The organism is Bacteroidota bacterium (assembly GCA_030706565.1).
GTDB lineage: Bacteria > Bacteroidota > Bacteroidia > Bacteroidales > JAUZOH01 > JAUZOH01.
Genome location: JAUZOH010000034.1, coordinates 1 through 16941 on the forward strand (window position 1 = coordinate 1; position 16941 = coordinate 16941).

13 protein-coding genes are annotated in these 16941 nt (G+C 40.6%); 7 read left to right on the top strand and 6 right to left on the bottom strand.

Features of this window, described 5'->3' with window-relative positions:
• The 3 genes from Q8907_03455 to Q8907_03465 form a co-directional block, all read left to right on the top strand.
• The coding region (locus tag Q8907_03455) for a TolC family protein (GenBank protein MDP4273319.1) at window positions 1–627 on the top strand (627 nt) is incomplete at its 5' end.
• A gap of 21 nt (window positions 628–648) precedes the next feature.
• The gene (locus tag Q8907_03460; protein ID MDP4273320.1) at window positions 649–1767 is read left to right on the top strand and encodes an efflux RND transporter periplasmic adaptor subunit; all 1119 of its coding nucleotides are present in this window, start codon (window positions 649–651) and stop codon (window positions 1765–1767) included.
• A 68-nt stretch (window positions 1768–1835) separates the two neighbouring features.
• Window positions 1836–5231, top strand: a complete 3396-nt coding sequence (locus Q8907_03465) for an efflux RND transporter permease subunit (GenBank protein MDP4273321.1) — start codon at window positions 1836–1838, stop codon at window positions 5229–5231.
• A gap of 32 nt (window positions 5232–5263) precedes the next feature.
• Here the strand turns inward: Q8907_03465 and Q8907_03470 are convergent, their stop codons facing one another.
• Genes Q8907_03470 through Q8907_03485 form a run of 4 tightly spaced genes read right to left on the bottom strand, consistent with a single transcriptional unit; the run spans window position 5264 to window position 9085 of the window.
• The gene (locus Q8907_03470) at window positions 5264–6310 is read right to left on the bottom strand and encodes a putative manganese transporter (GenBank protein MDP4273322.1); all 1047 of its coding nucleotides are present in this window, start codon (window positions 6308–6310) and stop codon (window positions 5264–5266) included.
• A 27-nt stretch (window positions 6311–6337) separates the two neighbouring features.
• Entirely contained in the window at window positions 6338–7024 is a 687-nt protein-coding gene (rsmI, locus tag Q8907_03475) for a 16S rRNA (cytidine(1402)-2'-O)-methyltransferase (protein ID MDP4273323.1), read from the bottom strand.
• 11 nt (window positions 7025–7035) lie between these two features.
• Window positions 7036–8298 carry a M28 family peptidase gene (locus tag Q8907_03480; protein MDP4273324.1) on the bottom strand — a complete coding sequence of 421 codons (1263 nt, stop codon included), beginning with the start codon at window positions 8296–8298 and terminating at the stop codon, window positions 7036–7038.
• Window positions 8299–8314: 16 nt separating this feature from the next.
• Window positions 8315–9085, bottom strand: a complete 771-nt coding sequence (locus Q8907_03485; GenBank protein MDP4273325.1) for a hypothetical protein — start codon at window positions 9083–9085, stop codon at window positions 8315–8317.
• A gap of 245 nt (window positions 9086–9330) precedes the next feature.
• Between Q8907_03485 and Q8907_03490 the strand changes: the two genes are divergently transcribed.
• The 4 genes from Q8907_03490 to Q8907_03505 all read left to right on the top strand — a co-directional run bounded on the left by Q8907_03490 (window position 9331) and on the right by Q8907_03505 (window position 14458).
• Window positions 9331–11796 carry a bifunctional UDP-N-acetylmuramoyl-tripeptide:D-alanyl-D-alanine ligase/alanine racemase gene (locus Q8907_03490; protein ID MDP4273326.1) on the top strand — a complete coding sequence of 822 codons (2466 nt, stop codon included), beginning with the start codon at window positions 9331–9333 and terminating at the stop codon, window positions 11794–11796.
• An 85-nt stretch (window positions 11797–11881) separates the two neighbouring features.
• Window positions 11882–12661, top strand: coding sequence for a glycosyltransferase family 2 protein (locus tag Q8907_03495; protein MDP4273327.1), 780 nt, complete (start codon window positions 11882–11884; stop codon window positions 12659–12661).
• Window positions 12662–12681: 20 nt separating this feature from the next.
• The gene (locus tag Q8907_03500) at window positions 12682–13446 is read left to right on the top strand and encodes a glycosyltransferase family 2 protein (GenBank protein MDP4273328.1); all 765 of its coding nucleotides are present in this window, start codon (window positions 12682–12684) and stop codon (window positions 13444–13446) included.
• Window positions 13424–14458, top strand: coding sequence for a glycosyltransferase family 9 protein (locus Q8907_03505; GenBank protein ID MDP4273329.1), 1035 nt, complete (start codon window positions 13424–13426; stop codon window positions 14456–14458). Before Q8907_03500 ends, Q8907_03505 begins: the two co-directional genes overlap by 23 nt.
• 36 nt (window positions 14459–14494) lie before the next feature.
• On the opposite strand, the gene Q8907_03510 is transcribed toward Q8907_03505, so the two are convergent.
• Both Q8907_03510 and Q8907_03515 read right to left on the bottom strand, forming a co-directional pair.
• On the bottom strand, window positions 14495–15109 hold the full coding sequence (locus Q8907_03510; GenBank protein ID MDP4273330.1) for a hypothetical protein: 615 nt from the start codon (window positions 15107–15109) through the stop codon (window positions 14495–14497).
• 118 nt (window positions 15110–15227) lie between these two features.
• The coding region (locus tag Q8907_03515) for a response regulator (GenBank protein MDP4273331.1) at window positions 15228–16941 on the bottom strand (1714 nt) is incomplete at its 5' end.

Consider the following 16941-nt stretch of genomic DNA (forward strand, 5'->3'; position numbering starts at 1 on the left):
GATATCAATCACCAAATAGCATTAAGTGATTCGGTGGAAACATTTATAAAACAGGCTATGTTTCCATTGATGTCAACAGAAAGATTTAAGGTGCAGGAATATATAGATTCTAAAATTCTGCAAACCAATGAAAAAGCATCGGTTCTTCAGATAAGAAGGGCTGAAAGCAGGTATCTGCCAGTTTTGTCGGCTGTTTACCTTCACCAGGTACTGGCCAGGAGCCCGTTATTTAATACTACACCGCCTAATATATTGGGGATTTCGCTGGATGTACCCATTTTCAGCAGCGGGATGCGCAGCACTCAGGTTAGCCAGGCTAAACTGCAACTCGAAAAGGCCAGAACCACAAGATTTCAGGCAGAGCAGGGTTTGGAACTTGATTTCCAGCAAACCCGCGACAATATGATCACTTCCTACAACAAAATGATGAATTTGAAGGACAATGAAGTCCTGACGCAGAAAGTATATGACATTACCTTATCAAAATTCAACCAGGGAACGGCAAGTAGTTTTGAACTTACGCAGGCTCAAAGTCAGTACCTGCAGACTGAAATGAGTTATTATAATTCTGTGCTTGAGGTTTTAAACCTGAAAACCAGATTGGAAAAATATTTAACCGGGAACTGATAACGATTAATCTTTCGAATTATGAAAACCAATTTCACTATCCTGCTGTTATGTTTGTTTCTTTTCTCATGTGGTGGGAATAATCCGCAGGCGAAACTTGAAAAATTAAGGAAGCAGCGCGATGAATTGACCAGCCAGATCAATAAACTTGAAAGAGAAAATATTGACGGGGCAAGAGATTCTTCAAAAAATAATCTTAATCAGGTAGCTGTTACCGGCGTGTTGTTGCAACCTTTTAACCATTATATTGAGGTTCAGGGTAAACTTGATGGGGACGAAAATGTGGCGATCAGTCCCAAAACAGGCGGGGTGGTAATATCAAAATATGTGAATGAAGGGTCGCTCGTTCGTAAAGGGCAGATTCTGGCCCAACTGGATAACTCTGTGATGCTGCAGCAGCTTAAGGAGCTGGAAACTGCGCTTGATTTTGCCACTGACGCCTATCTTAAGCAAAAGAGCCTGTGGGATCAGAAAATAGGAACAGAGATGCAATACCTGAAAGCAAAGAATGACAAGGAAAGTTTGGAGAAAAGAATCGTTACCCTGAAGGATCAGATTGACATGACCCGGATCAAATCCCCGATAAACGGGACAGTGGAAGAAGTCAATGTGAAAATTGGGCAAATGGTTTCACCAACGCCCAACTTTGCCGCATTCAGGGTGGTGAATTTTGCCAGCGTCAAAGTGACGGCTGAAGTGGCTGAGGCTTATACTTCAAAAATTAAGAAAGGTGACCAGGTCATCCTTAGATTTCCCGATATCAACCGGGAGGTGAATGCCAGGATCAGCTTTGCCAGTAAATACATTAATCCCGTAAACCGGACTTTTGTTGTTGAAGCCCGGTTTCCCAAAGGGGTGAATAATTATAAAGCCAACATGATTGCTGTTTTGAGAATTAACGATTACAAAAATTCAAGTGCAGTCGTCCTGCCGGTCAATGTGGTTCAATCTGATGTAAATGGCGATTATGTTTTTGTTGCCCAAAAAAACACTAAGCAATGGGTTGCCAGACGCCGGGCAGTGAAGCCGGGGCAGACCTACAACGGACTGGTTGAAATAACCAAAGGGCTCAGTGCCGGGGAGAAAGTGATTACTTCGGGTTACCAGGATCTTGAAGATAATGAGAAAGTAAACTTATAACTATAAAAAAACCAATGAATATAAGCTTTAAATAAAATTGATTCACCATCCATTTAATTCTCATACAGATGGAAAGTAAATTTAAGGAATTTAAGCCTACCAGTTGGTCAATTGATAACAAAACCAGCATATATGTTCTGGCTGTAATTATTGCTGTGTTTGGGATGTTGAATTACCGGAGCATTCCAAAGGAACAATTTCCTGAGCTGGTCATTCCTACGATTATTGTAAACACGATATATCCTGGTACTTCACCAAGTGACATCGAAAACCTTATCACCCGCCCCATAGAAAAGAACCTTAAATCCATCAACGGGGTTAAGAAGATCAGCAGCAATTCCATTCAGGATTTTTCTTCCATTGTCGTGGAATTTAATACCAACGTAAAGGTTGAAGACGCCAAGCAGAAAGTGAAAGATGCAGTGGACAAGACCAAATCCGACCTTCCCAATAACCTTCCTCAGGAACCTTCGGTCATGGATATTGATTTTTCTGAAATTCCCATCATGTACCTCAATCTGTCCGGGAACATTGACCTGGCTAATCTTAAAAAGTATGCAGACATGATGCAGGACAGGATTGAGGCGCTTAAGGAAATTACCAGAGTTGATATTGTCGGTGCACTTGACCGGGAAATACAGATTGATGTTGATATGTACAAGATGCAGGCTGCAAGTGTCACTTTTTCTGATATTGAAAGGGCTGTGGCTTACGAGAACATGACTATTTCCGGAGGATCAATTGATATGCAGGGAATGAAGCGTTCTATCCGGGTGGTGGGCGAGTTTACCAATATTGATCAGATTAATAATATTGTTTTCAACACTTCAAGCGGGGCGCAGGTTATGCTCAGGGATATTGCCCAGGTAAAGGACAGTTTTCATGAACAGGAAAGTTATGCCAGGTTGAATAATCAAAATGTGATTACACTGAATGTGATCAAGAAAAGCGGGCAGAATTTGCTGGTGGCTTCCGATGAGATCAAGAAAATTGTTGAAGAAATGCGGCAAAGCGATCTGCCTTCCAGGCTGAAAGTTACCATTACGGGCGATATGTCCAAATATACGCGGAATACGCTGACTGACCTCAACAACACCATCATCATCGGATTTATTTTAGTTACCCTGGTGCTGATGTTTTTCATGGGCTTGACCAATGCCATTTTTGTCGGCCTTTCTGTACCCCTTTCCATATCATTGGCATACATTGTCATGCCTGCCCTTGGGTTTACCATGAATATGCTGGTAATGTTTTCCTTTATTTTTGCTTTAGGAATAGTGGTGGACGATGCCATTGTTGTCATTGAAAATACCCACCGGGTGTTTAAGCAAACCCGGATGGATATTGTTACCTCTGCCAAGTTTGCAGCGGGCGAGGTCTTTATGCCCATTCTCTCAGGTACTTTAACCACCTTGGCCCCGTTTTTCCCACTGGCGTTCTGGCCTGGCATTGTCGGAAAATTCATGTATTTCATTCCCGTAACCTTAATTATGACCCTATTTGCATCTTTGATAGTGGCTTATATTATCAATCCGGTTTTTGCTGTATCGTTTATGAAGCAGGACGAGGAAATGGAAAAACAGCTTTCTAAAAAGACGATATTTACTATTACCGGTTTTATTTTGTTGTTTGCTATTGTGTTTTATCTTGCAGGGAGTACAGGAGCCGGTAATTTTACTGTTTTTATAGCCTTATTCGTGCTCTGGCATAATTTTATAGGGTACAAAATTTTGCTTAGCTTCCAGAAAAGCTATATTCCGGGCCTCCTTCGGCGTTACGAAAGGCTACTGAATTTTGTACTTTATAAAAGGCGTCCTTATTACCTGTTTTTCGGGATGATTGGGCTGTTCATCCTTACTTTCGTATTTATGGGCATAAGGAAACCAAAGGTGGTTTTTTTCCCTATCAATGAACCGAACAATGTTTATATTTTCATTAAAACACCTGTTGGAACTTCCGTAACCGTGACCGATTCCCTTGCATTGGTGGTGGAAAAGCGGCTGCAGAATGTATTGGGTAAAGAGAATCCTTATGTGGAATCAGTAATTACCAATGTGGCTTTGGGTGCTTCCGATTCATTTTTCGACAATACTACAAAATCTTCGAATAAGGCAAAGGTTACAGTTAACTTTGTGGAATTCAAGTACCGGAAAGATTTTTCCACGACCAAATGCATGGAGGATATCCGGCTGTCTGTACAGGGAATTTCGGGGGCCGAAATAACTGTGGAAAAAAACAGGATGGGCCCTCCTACGGGTAAGGAGATCAATATAGAAGTAAGTGGAAATAATCTGGATGAACTGATTGCTTCTTCCGAAAATTTCATCCGCTATATCGATTCGCAGCATATCCCGGGTATTGAAAAACTGAAATCCGATTTTGAATTAGGTAAGCCCGAAATTGTGATTGACATTGACCGGGAACGGGCCAATCGCGAGGGCATTACCAGTGGCCAGGTGGGGAATGAGCTTCGTACGGCTATTTTGGGTTTTGAAGTTTCAAAATACCGTGAAGGCGAAGATCAGTGGCCTATTGAATTACGGTATAGCGAATTTCAAAGGAAAAATATTGACCGGCTTTTGGACCTGAAGATTACTTACCGCGATATGACAAGCGGTATACTTAGACAAATCCCGCTTTCTTCCGTGGCAAAAATCAGATACACCAATACTTATGGTGGGATAAAAAGGATTAACCTGAAGCGGGTAATTACGATCACATCAAATGTTATCACCGGTTATAATGCAAATGAGATTGTCAATGTCATCAAGATGTCTATCCCTGGTTTCAATAAGAAAAAAGGGATTGATATTCAGCTCACCGGCGAGCAGGAATATCAGCAGGAATCATCGAGTTTTCTCGGGAAAGCCATGCTGCTGTCTTTATTCCTGATCATGTTTATTCTGATTACCCAGTTTAATTCAATGAGCAAGCCGTTTATTATACTCACTGAAGTAATCTTTAGTCTGATCGGTGTTTTGCTGGGTTATACAATTTTCAACATGAGTATTTCCATTATTATGACAGGGTTGGGGATTGTTGCATTAGCCGGAATAGTGGTGCGAAACGGGATTCTGCTTGTTGAGTTTACCGACAGGCTGAAGGAGAAGAAGATGAGGACTCGTCCTGCTATCATTCTGGCCGGGAAGACCCGTATCATACCTGTATTGCTAACCGCTACAGCAACCATTCTTGGACTGATTCCTCTGGCTGTGGGATTAAACATTGATTTCGGTGCTCTTTTCACAAACTTTAATCCTCATATACATTTTGGTGGTGAAAATGTCACCTTCTTTGGCTCGTTGGCCTGGGCTATCATCTTTGGCCTTAGCTTTGCCACGTTCCTGACCTTGGTGTTAATCCCCGTGATGTATTTCATCTTTTATGCGGGGAAATTAAAATTGTCAAGGACAGGCAAGAAACTCATCCGCACGGGGAATATTGATTTTAAGAAATTATTTTAAGTAGTTTCCTTGCAGTGAAGGAGCCTGAAAGCCTACCATCCCATGAAATGTCCAATCAGTCCTATGGCTATGCCAACAGCCAGGTTAATGGCTTTGGCAGCCAGCCAGCTCTTCTTTGATTCGGCCAGCATGGGCAGGCCTGCATGGCCGTCCTGGACAATGGAATTGGCAAATAATATGCTGAAAGGGATGACGCCGTTTGCAAACATGGTCACAAATATCAGGTTGGGCCCTGATTCTGGTATAATGCCCACCAGCAATGCAATAACCAGGATAGTCAATTCGTTTGATTTGACCCATGCCCCCAGGTTGAGGTAGTGTAAGAGTATCTGGATAATTAACAGGGCACCGAAAGTCCATAAGAAGATTTTCAGGAAGTGCTTTTTGATGATGTGTTTCCAAAGGTGTTCCTCCAGAAAATGATCAGGGACATCAATCACCACAAACAAAGCCATTAGTGATACGATCAGGAAAGTAATATTTACCCAGTTCCAGTGGCCTGTAACACCCGGCATGGTGTCCTCTCCAATGGTCCCGGTTGATACGGCCAGAACAAATAAGATCAGTCCGAAAATCAAAACCGCCCTTTGGAAACTGATATTTTTAATTTGTTTGATTATGCTTTCGGTTTTGTAAGAATGTTGGTCGATCTCGTCTTGGTGCAATACCAGGTGCGTCTTATTATCCGCAGGAATGAAGTGGGGTTTAAAGAAGAAATCCACCAGCATGCCCACTATCAGGGCAAGGGCAAGAATAAGGAAGGTAAGTTTCAGGGTAACAGCAGGGAATAAGGAAAACATGACGTAAGCTTCATCTCCAAAGTTGGCCAGAAGTGCAGTAACCAGTGCCCCGAAGCTGACAATGCTATGCGAATACAGGGAAACAACAACATAAGAGCCCAGGCATCCCGGCATGACTCCCAATATGCCGCAGGTCAATAGTTGTAGCCATCCCGAACGCTGCATGTATTTTGCCCAGGTCCCTTTTGATTTGACATTGATGTATTCGATGAGCAACATGGTAATCATCACAAAAGTGGCAATGACTATGGATTGTTTAAGTATATCGATGAAAATCATTATTTTACAATGAGAAGTTTAGTTTTTTTATTCTTTTTCTTTACTGCTTTTTCCGGCTACTACAATAACAATTTCGCCTTTAATTGTTTTCTGGCTGAAATATTCAAAAAGTTGGGCCAGGGTAGCCCTGACATTTTCCTCGTGAATTTTGGTGAGTTCCCTTGAAACACTGGCTATTCTGTCTTCGCCGAAATAAGTAGCCATTTCTTTCAGGGCTTTCAGCAGGCGGAAAGGTGATTCATAGAAAACCATGGTCCTTGTTTCTTCCGTCAGCTGTTTAAGCTGTTTCTGGCGGCCCTTCTTTTGAGGCAGGAAACCTTCAAAGCAAAACCTGTCGCAGGGCAAGCCGGAGTTAACCAAGGCAGGGATTAGGGCCGTGGCACCCGGCAGGCATTCTACTTCCACTCCTTTTTGGAGGCAGGCTCTCACCAGCATAAATCCGGGATCGGAAATTCCGGGAGTACCGGCATCGGAAATCAAGGCAATATTTTCGCCCCTTGCTATGCGGTTGGACACATCTTCAACCGTCTGGTGCTCATTAAATGCGTGATGGGACTGTAATTTATTTTCTATCTGAAAATGCTTCAGCAGAACGGAGCTGGTACGTGTGTCTTCAGCAAGGATACAATCCACTTCTTTCAATACTTTCAGCGCCCTGAAGGTGATGTCGTCAAGATTTCCAATTGGCGTCGGAACAATATAAAGCTTACTCATGTACAAAAAATTTAAAATGAATCGGTAAAATCAGTGATCAGGTGAAAGAAATGTCTGTATTGGTTAAGGGTCAGGTTTTCCGGAGTATCGCCGGGATTGTGGTAATGTGCTTCTTTGCCGCGGGCATAAATAAAGAAGCAGGGAACATTTTTGGCATAAAAGGGATAATGATCGCTGTTGCGCGCCGGGCCCCTGGATGCAACATTCTTCATGTATTGATTCCGGTTGTTTATCTCAGTAAGCCGGTTGTACTGTTCCTTATGTACCGTGGCATTGACAACGGTAATTCCGTCCTCACCGGTGGCATCCACGTCAAGATTGATCAGAAACTTGATTTTCTCTAAAGGGAACAAAGGATGTTTGGAAAAATAATCCGAGCCCAGAAGACCATCTTCTTCTCCGCTGAACAGCAAAAAGACAAGTGAATATTTTGGTTTTGCTGCGTTTTGGTAATGTCTGGCCATATCGAGTATCATGGCAACCGAGAAGGCATTGTCATTCGCCCCGGGGAAATAAACATCGCCCATCATGCCCAGATGGTCATAATGTGCGGTAAACACAAGGCAACTGTCTGTTTGCCCTTCAATATATCCGGCAATATTGCTGGCTTTACAATGTTTTAAATATTTTGATTTAATATTTATTTCAGCAGTCTTTGCCGAATCGGGAAGAATTTCTTTTTTGACCAGAATGGAAGTGAAATTATTAAGCACCGGGCTTTGCGACCACGACAGCTCTTTTGAAGAAACAGTAATAATCCCTTTAGCATTGAGCAGATTCCATTCAACTATTTGCCCGAGCAATTCTTTGAGTGGATTGTTGCGTATTCCCGAAGTATCTATTACAACAAAACTTTTTTTCAGGTCTTTATTGAAATAACCGGCAAGGTCCTTTTTGTTTTTTACCTTTCCCGAATCTATCCGGCAAATCATAAAGTTTCCTTTACATGAAGGAGATGCAGGGCCAATCAGGTAATCCTTCCCGGGAATAAGTGTCTGATTATCAATTTTCACTTCTGTTTGATAGGGGAAAGTATTGACCGGTAAATAATATTTCTGTTCGTAATTTTTAACAAGAGGCCTGATTCCAAGTCTTTGCATTTCGGTTGAAAGAAAAGTAGCTGTACGTTCAGCACCTTTTTTTACATATCCCCTTCCGGCATATTCGGGCGAGCAAAGCAAAGATAGTGTTTTCCTCACATAGGTGCTGTCCTGGCTATAAGCAGAAGTATGCAGAAGTAATGCAGGAATTAGAAACAAGAAGTGTCGTAACATATTAAATTTAAACAAGTTAATTTCTGCCTGAAATATATTTCCTTCTGAGCAGTTCAAATAATTTCTGGGTCACCGGATTATCGCGTTTCCAGCTGAATTTTGAATCCACATAATTAAAGGCTTCATTAAAATTAGCAGCGTTGTTCAGTATGTCAATGGTCTGGTTATATAAATCGGCATTACCCATGAAAAGTTCGCGAATGAAAAGAAATTTATCATTTACACCAATAGCTGATTTTAGATTACTGATCGGAGTATTTTGCATGGTCGACGAAAAGTTGGAAGCTGCCGGCCTGTCCTTGGCAAAAGCATCGTTCAGCGAAGTATTTTTTGTTATAAGACTTTCAGCAATGCTGGTGGCTTCCACTTTTATGGTTTGGGTATGCCTGACTGAATCTGCAACAATTTCTTCTTTTCGGGGAGGCTGAACGGATTGGTTTTCTACCTGAATTGGAGCAACCTCCTTTTCAACAGGAGGAGCAATATTTTGAGTTTCAGGGGCTGTTTCAAATTCCAGTTCTTCCGAAAATTCAGGAGCAGGAGCAGGGTCAGGGTCAGGGGCTTCTACCTTCTCTATTTCAGGTTCGGGAATAGTTTGCATTTCCGGCTGATGATTCTTTCTGCTCCGTTTTATGTCCAGCAGGCAGTCATAAAGATGCCTGATTTTCTCGAGAACTATATCCAGTTCTATTTCCGAAACTTTGGGGTCATTTATAAGTATTTCGGTGAAATAGTCTATTTTCTGCAAATCTTCTTTTACCGACCCAAATAAATTATTCTGTTCCATAAGAAATAAATAATGTGGTGAAATTCTCTTTTTCCGTACTTTTGCAAAATTAATTTAAAAACCATGATATTCTTTCAGAATATTGCAAAGAAATTCTGAAAGTTAGATAAGGAGAAACGACAGAATAGTCTTAAAGAAAATTTTATGCTTAGAAATTTTGTAGTTTTGGCCTTTAATATTCATGGATGTTAAGCGTTAAAATAATTTATTGCTTTAAACTGATTAATAGATAAAAATAGAAAGTCATGTTGATTTATACAATAGCTGAAATAGCTAAAATTGTAAAAGGAAAATTAATTCAGAATCAACCCGGTAATGTTAAATATTTGCTCACCGACAGCAGGTTAGTAGCTTCTCCCTCAGATACTTTGTTTTTTGCCTTGGTCAGTAAAAGACGTAACGGGCACGATTTTATTCAGGAATTATATAAAAAAGGAGTATGTAATTTTGTAGTCAGCGAGCTGCCTGAAAGTTTCGACAAATATCCCCTGGCAAATTTTGTCCTGGTTCCGGATACCCTTGTTGCGCTTCAACAACTTTGCACTTTTCATCGCCGTAAGTTTCATTATCCCGTTGTGGGGATTACCGGCAGTAATGGAAAAACCATCGTTAAAGAGTGGATATTCCAGGTATTGGAAGGTGCCAAAAGGATGGTCCGCAGCCCAAAAAGTTATAATTCGCAGATAGGTGTTCCCCTTTCCGTTTGGCTGCTCGATACAGATTATGATCTGGCTGTTATTGAAGCCGGTATTTCTCAAAAGGGGGAGATGGAGAAACTTCACGAGATCATCGTTCCTGAAGTGGGCATATTTACCAATATTGGCCCTGCTCATCAGGAAAATTTCAGCAGTTATGATGAAAAGATTGATGAAAAACTGAAGCTCTTTAGAAATTGTAAGATTTTAATTTATTGTAAGGACCAGCAGGAGATTGATAAACGGATTAAAGCAGATGCTGATCTTAAGAATACCAGGCTTTTTACCTGGTCGCAAAAGGAAAAGGCCGATCTGTCCATAAAATCGATAAATACCGGAGATACGTTCACAGAAATAAAAGCTGTATTTGAAGGGGAAGTTGTCGATATTACTATTCCTTTCACGGATAAAGGTTCTATCGAGAACGCTATCAATGTCTGGGCATTTGCTTTGTATTTCAGGCTTCAAAATAATTTTATCAGGGAGAAGATGAAGGTCTTGGCTCCTGTGGCTATGAGACTGGAGATGAAGCACGGGATCAATCACTGTACAATCATCAATGACAGCTATAACAGCGATTTGATATCATTGGGCATAGCACTTGATTTTTTAAACCAGCAACGCCAGCATGTAAAACATACCCTTATTCTTTCAGATATTTTGCAAAGTGGAAGGGAAGAGAGAGAACTCTATGCCGAGGTTTCCGAATTATTGCGGATGAAGAAAATTTCCCGCTTCATTGGAATTGGCAAAGCGCTTTCAAAAAATCAGGATCTGTTCAAGATGGACAAAGAATTTTTTGAGGATACCCATGAATTTTTACTTCATTTTGCTAACGATCATTTTAAGGATGAAGCCATCCTGCTGAAAGGTTCCAGAAGCTTTGAATTTGAGCGTATTTCGCATGTGCTGGAACAGAAAGCCCACCGTACTGCCCTTGAAATCAACCTCAATGCCATGGTCCATAACCTGAATTATTTCAGGTCAAAGTTAAAGCCGGAGACCAAAATGACGGTCATGGTCAAGGCATTTTCGTATGGAAGTGGTTCTTATGAAATTGCCAATATGCTTCAATATCAGCGGGTCGATTACCTGGCTGTAGCCTTTGCCGACGAAGGCATTTCACTTCGTGATGCAGGTATTACAGTGCCCATATTGGTCATGAACCCTGAGGTTACCAGCTACGATCTGATGATTGACTACAAACTCGAACCTCAGATTTATGGATTTACGGCTATCAAAGAATTTAATGAAGCAGTGGTCAGGAAAGGCCTGGACTCTTTCCCGATTCATGTCAAACTTGATACGGGTATGCACCGCCTGGGCTTCATGGAAGAGGAAATTGACAAACTCATTGAAAGCCTGAAGCTGGCAAAAAATGTTCATGTTCAGTCAATCTTCTCTCATCTTGCCGGTGCTGATGAAGAAAAGCATGATGAATTTACCCGCAGTCAGATTGCCTGTTTCGACCGGATGAGCAGTAAAATCATGAAGGCATTTGATTATACTATCATACGTCATATCTTGAATTCTGCCGGGATTGAGCGTTTCCCCGAAGCACAATTCGATATGGTCAGGTTGGGCATAGGAATATATGGGATAAGTGCTGTGGATCAGACAAAAGTCCGGAATGTAAGTACGCTAAGAAGTACAATATCACAAATTAAGACCGTGCCTGGCGGAGAAACGGTTGGTTATGGCAGAAAGGGCAAAACTACAAGGGATACAAAAATTGCCATTGTTCCCATTGGTTATGCCGACGGGTTGAACAGAAAACTGAGTAATGGCGTGGGCAAATTTCTGGTCAATGGTAAATTCGCACCCCTTATCGGGAATATCTGCATGGATTTGTGTATGATTGATATTACCGGAATAGAAGCTGAAGAGGGAGACGATGTTATTGTTTTTGGTGAAACATATACCATTACCGATGTGGCCAGTCTTTTGGGCACTATTCCTTATGAAATTCTTACCGGGGTTTCCAGCCGCGTAAAAAGAGTTTATTATCAGGAGTAATATTGGAGAAAGAATATTTCTTTGTATTTTAGAATTAATTATCAATTTAGGGTTTTGTTACTTGGATGCATAAAGATGGTTTTTCATGGTTAAATTATCTGTGGTAATTATTACCCTGAACGAAGAGGAGAACATAGAAAGGTGCCTGCTGTCAGTTCGTGAAATTGCAGATGAGATTGTTGTGGTTGATTCTTACTCATTCGACAAAACCAGGGAAATTTGTGAAGCATTTCCTGTCCGTTTTATCCAGCATAAATTTCAGGGATATGTAGAACAGAAACGTTGGGCAACTGAGCAATCGGTTTTTCCTTATGTTTTGTCAATTGATGCGGATGAGGCCATCTCAGAGCAACTAAAGCAAAGCATCCTGTATATTAAGAACAACTGGAAGTCGGACGGATATTATTTTAGCCGTTTTACCAAGTATTGTGGCCGATGGCTTAATTATGGCAGCTTCAATCCGGATTTCAAGTTAAGGCTGTTCGATAAGCGCAAGGGCCAGTGGGCAGGATTAAATCCTCATGACAGGTTTGAACTTCAGCATGGAGCATCTAAAATCAAGCTGAAAGGAAAATTATTGCACTATTCTTTTGACAAAATATCTGAGCATGTTGAACAGATCAATTCTTTTTCAACCATTCAGGCAAACAGTTATTATGCGATAGGCAGGAAAGCAAGTATTTTTACCATTATCTTTCACTCATCCTGGAGATTTTTTCAGGATTATATCCTGAGGCTGGGCTTTTTGGATGGATTTCAGGGCCTTACGATCTGCATTAATTGTGCCTGTTGTACTTTTTTAAAGTATGTAAAACTTAGGCAAATAATACGAAGGGGGAAAGTGAATAGTAATTATTGGGCTTAAAAGGTAAAATCATATCCTTTATGACTTCAATTTCCGTAATCATTATTACTTACAACGAGGAACAAAACCTCGAGCGTTGCCTGAGGTCAGTGCAAGGCATTGCCGACGAGATAGTTGTGGTTGATTCTTTTTCTACAGATCAGACGGAAGCAATCTGCAGGAAATATGCAGTACGTTTTATTCAGCATGCCTTTGGCGGTTATGTTGAGCAAAAGAACTGGGCCATGGGGCAGGCAACCTGTCCGTATATACTTTCGCTTGATGCCGATGAGGCACTTTCTGATGAATTAAAGAATTCTATTCTCAAAGTGAAAGAAAATTGGACCAGTGATGGGTACATTTTTAGCCGGATGACCAACTATTGCGGGAAATGGATCCGGCATGGCAGCTGGTATCCCGATTATAAACTAAGACTTTGGGATAAAAGAAAAGGGCAATGGGCAGGAGTGAAAATTCACGAGAAAGTTGAACTGCTGGCTCCTTTTTCTACAGAGGTATTAAAGGGGGATTTACTGCACTATTCCTATTATTCCGTTAGCCAGCATATTGCCCAGGCAAATAAGTTTACCGATATTACAGCATTTGAGGCTTTTCAGAAAAAGAAGAAGGCCTCTGTATTGAAAATTTTAATTAATCCCTGCTGGAAGTTTATCCGGGATTATATCGTCAAAATGGGTTTTTTAGACGGCTATTATGGATTTGTGGTTTGTTATATTTCGGCCTTTGCCACTTATTTAAAATATGCCAAACTAAGACAATTATATGAGAAACAGAGATCTGCATAGAAATACTACCTTTATAATCAGCCGCACCGACAATATCGGAGATGTTATTCTTACCCTGCCAATGGCAGGTATTTTGAAAAAATATTATCCGGATTGCAGGATTGTTTTTCTGGGTAAGACATATACCAAACCAATTGTAGAAACTTCAGAATTTATAGATAGTTTTCTGGACTGGGACCAACTTAAAAGCATGGAATATGCCAGACAGGTAGAAACATTCAAGAAATTAAAGGCAGATGTAATTGTCCACGTTTTTCCAAGAAAGGAAATTGCGAAATTGGCCTGCGATGCACGCATCCCTTTGCGGATTGGTACCAGTCACCGTCCTTATAACTGGTTCTTCTGCAATGAAAATGTACATTTTTCGCGCAAAAAATCGGATCTGCATGAAGCACAGTTAAATACAATTTTACTCAGGCAACTGATCCCCGAAACTCCGGTTCCTTTATCTGAAATCCCTGCTTATTTCGGGACAACAAAAATAAAGCCTTTGAACAGTGAGCTTTCGGATTTATTATCCCCTTCTTTGACCAATGTTATTCTTCATCCTAAAACGAATAAAAGTGCCAGGGAATGGGGATTGGATAATTTCGCGAAATTGATAAAATTATTGTCTGCTGAAAAATTCAGGATATTCATTACCGGCACGCAGGCTGAGGGTGCGCAGATGCATGAATTCCTGGTTGCCAACCGGGAACGGGTGGTTGATTTGACCGGTCAATTGAGCCTGTCAGAATTGATTAGTTTCATCTCAGAAGCTGATGTCCTGGTAGCGGCAAGCACCGGGCCTTTGCATATTGCAGCTGCTTTGGGTAAATGTGCCGTAGGCCTGTATGCCCCCATGCATCCGATTGATCCTCAAAGGTGGGCTCCCCTTGGCCAACACGCTTCTTATCTGGTACTGGCCAAAAAGTGCAATGATTGCCGCAAGACGATGGATTGTAAGTGTATTCGCAGCATCCGTCCTGAAGATGTCGTTAAACGGCTTCTAAATAAAGGAAATCTGTGTTAAGGGATCTATAATGTTGAAAAAGCCTGCTTATTTCCCTTATTTTACCAAGTGTATGGGTTTGAAATAAGCAGATTCTTTATAAAGGGATCCCGATTTCTTTTTCGAAAACAGGGGAGCATACAATACCCCAAATTCAAAATACCCATCTACGGACATCATTTGAAGGTAAATTAGGGATGTTGAGTTTTCCCATCCTGTGGCATATCCCAGGTTACCTTCCATTAAGGCCTGTCCCCATTTATCTTTATATGGTTTTAAGCTGTCGTCGTTCCAGGCAATGGTATCAAAAACCGGCGTCCCGTATTTTGCAGTCAGTTCGCTTTTGATACTGTCATAGTCGTTGAAATAAAGATTATAATTTGAAGAATGCGACCACATAAATTGTCTGTAAACCTGGGCAAGCTTTCCGCTGTTATTGAAAACATAGAAATAATATTCACCCGGATTTTGCTCGCTTTGAAACGCCAATACGCTGTCATTTGAAAAAGCATAGAGATAGGTTGAGCTTTCAGAATTCTTTACATCTGCCTTGGACATACCCCAGGTGGTTTTTCTAAAAGTATAATCCGTAGATTCGTTATGGTCTTTTTTACAGGAAAAAAAGGCCAGCATTATAATTACTATGCAGATGAGGGAAGAGTATTTTTTCATAATTTATTTTTTTAACACATTTCTTACAAAAATAGGAATTTGATTCTAATTTAATACAAATTAAGATTATTCTTTAAAAATTGTAGTCTTATTTTATATAAACAAAAAATTCAACTTTCTATTGTTTAATGTTTTCACCTGTTTTATTACTGTACTCCGTTGGCGACATTCCGAAATAGTTCTGGAAGCAGTTGGTAAAATATTGATGAGAATTAAATCCTACAGCATAGGCCACTTCCGAAATGTTAAGTTTGTTTTGTTTCAGCAGGTAAGCTGCTTGTTTCAACCGGATAATCCGGACAAATTCGCTGGGATTTTGGTTGGTAAGGGCTTTGAGTTTACGGTAAAGATGTACCCGGCTTATACCCAGTTCGTTACCCATTTCTTCAATATTCAGGTTGGGATTGGAGATATTGGCTTTTACCAGATCCATTGCTTTTTGCAGGAATCGTTCGTCGGCTGAGGTTATGGTCATCTCTTTTGCCTCAAAACTAATGGATTTTGAAAATTTGGCCATCAGGTTTTGACGCAGTTCAATGAGTTTTTCTATCCTGATTCTCAGGTGTTGGGGATGAAAAGGTTTGGGAATATAGGAGTCGGCTCCGGTTTCTAATCCTTCAATTCGGTTTTCTATAGAAGTTCTGGCAGTGAGGAGAATTACCGGAATATGACAGGTTAGGATATTGGTCTTTATTTTTTTGCAAAGTTGAATTCCGTCCATTCTGGGCATGATAATATCGCTGATGATCACTTCGGGCTGCTGTTTCTGGGCCAAAGACCAGCCTTCAATACCATCTGAGGCTTCAATGATTTTATATTGATCTGAAAACTCTGATTTTATATAACTTCTTATATCATAATCGTCCTCTACAACCAGGATGGTATATTTTTGCTTAGCATCCTCTGTTTCGTCATCTGATGAAAATTCTGTAACTATATCCGTTTTGCTGGTTTTTATTTTTATTTTTTCCTCAGAATTAGCAGGAATGTCATTTTCTGAAACTTTTTCCTGAGGACTCAAATGGTCCCCGTTGCGTGGCATGAGCACATCGAATCTTGTCCCTTTCCCGTCTTTACTTGAAACAGTTAATTTTCCGTGATGCAATTCAACCAGGTATTTTGACAAATGCAAGCCTAAACCGGTACCTACCTGTATGTCTGCATCATTTTCATCTTCGATCTGATAAAAGCGTTCAAAAATTTTTTGAAGATGTTCTTCTTTCATCCCCTTGCCTGTATCTGTAACGGTTATGTCTACAAAGGAGTTGAGGGGTGGAAGATAGGCCTCATTGTTGTTGGTACTTACATCTACCGAAATATTTCCTCCTTTGTATGTAAATTTGAATGCATTGGACAGCAAGTTGAAAATTACTTTATCCAGCTTGTCGGGATCGAACCAGCAATTGATTTTTTCGTTTTCAGAATGAAAGGACAAATTGATTTTTTTGGTTTTTGATAACTCTTCGAAGGTTAAGGTAATTTCTTTGGCAAAGCTGACAATATTGCCATAGCGCGCTTTCAGGTGCATTTCATTTTTTTCTACTTTTTGCAGATCAAGCAGGGCATTGACCAAACGTAATAGACGTAATGCGTTGCGGTGGATATAGCCGATTTGCTTTTTTAGGGAGCTGTCAATTTTGGAATTCAAAATATGCTCGGCAGGTCCTATGATTAATGTCAAGGGAGTTCGAAATTCATGTGAGACATTTGAAAAAAACTGTAGCTTGGACTTATTTAATTCTTCCAGTTTTTCACGTTCCAACCGTTCAATTTGCAGATTATTCCTCATGGTAAACCTAAAAATCATGAGTTTGCGGATAAGTAAGAAGGCC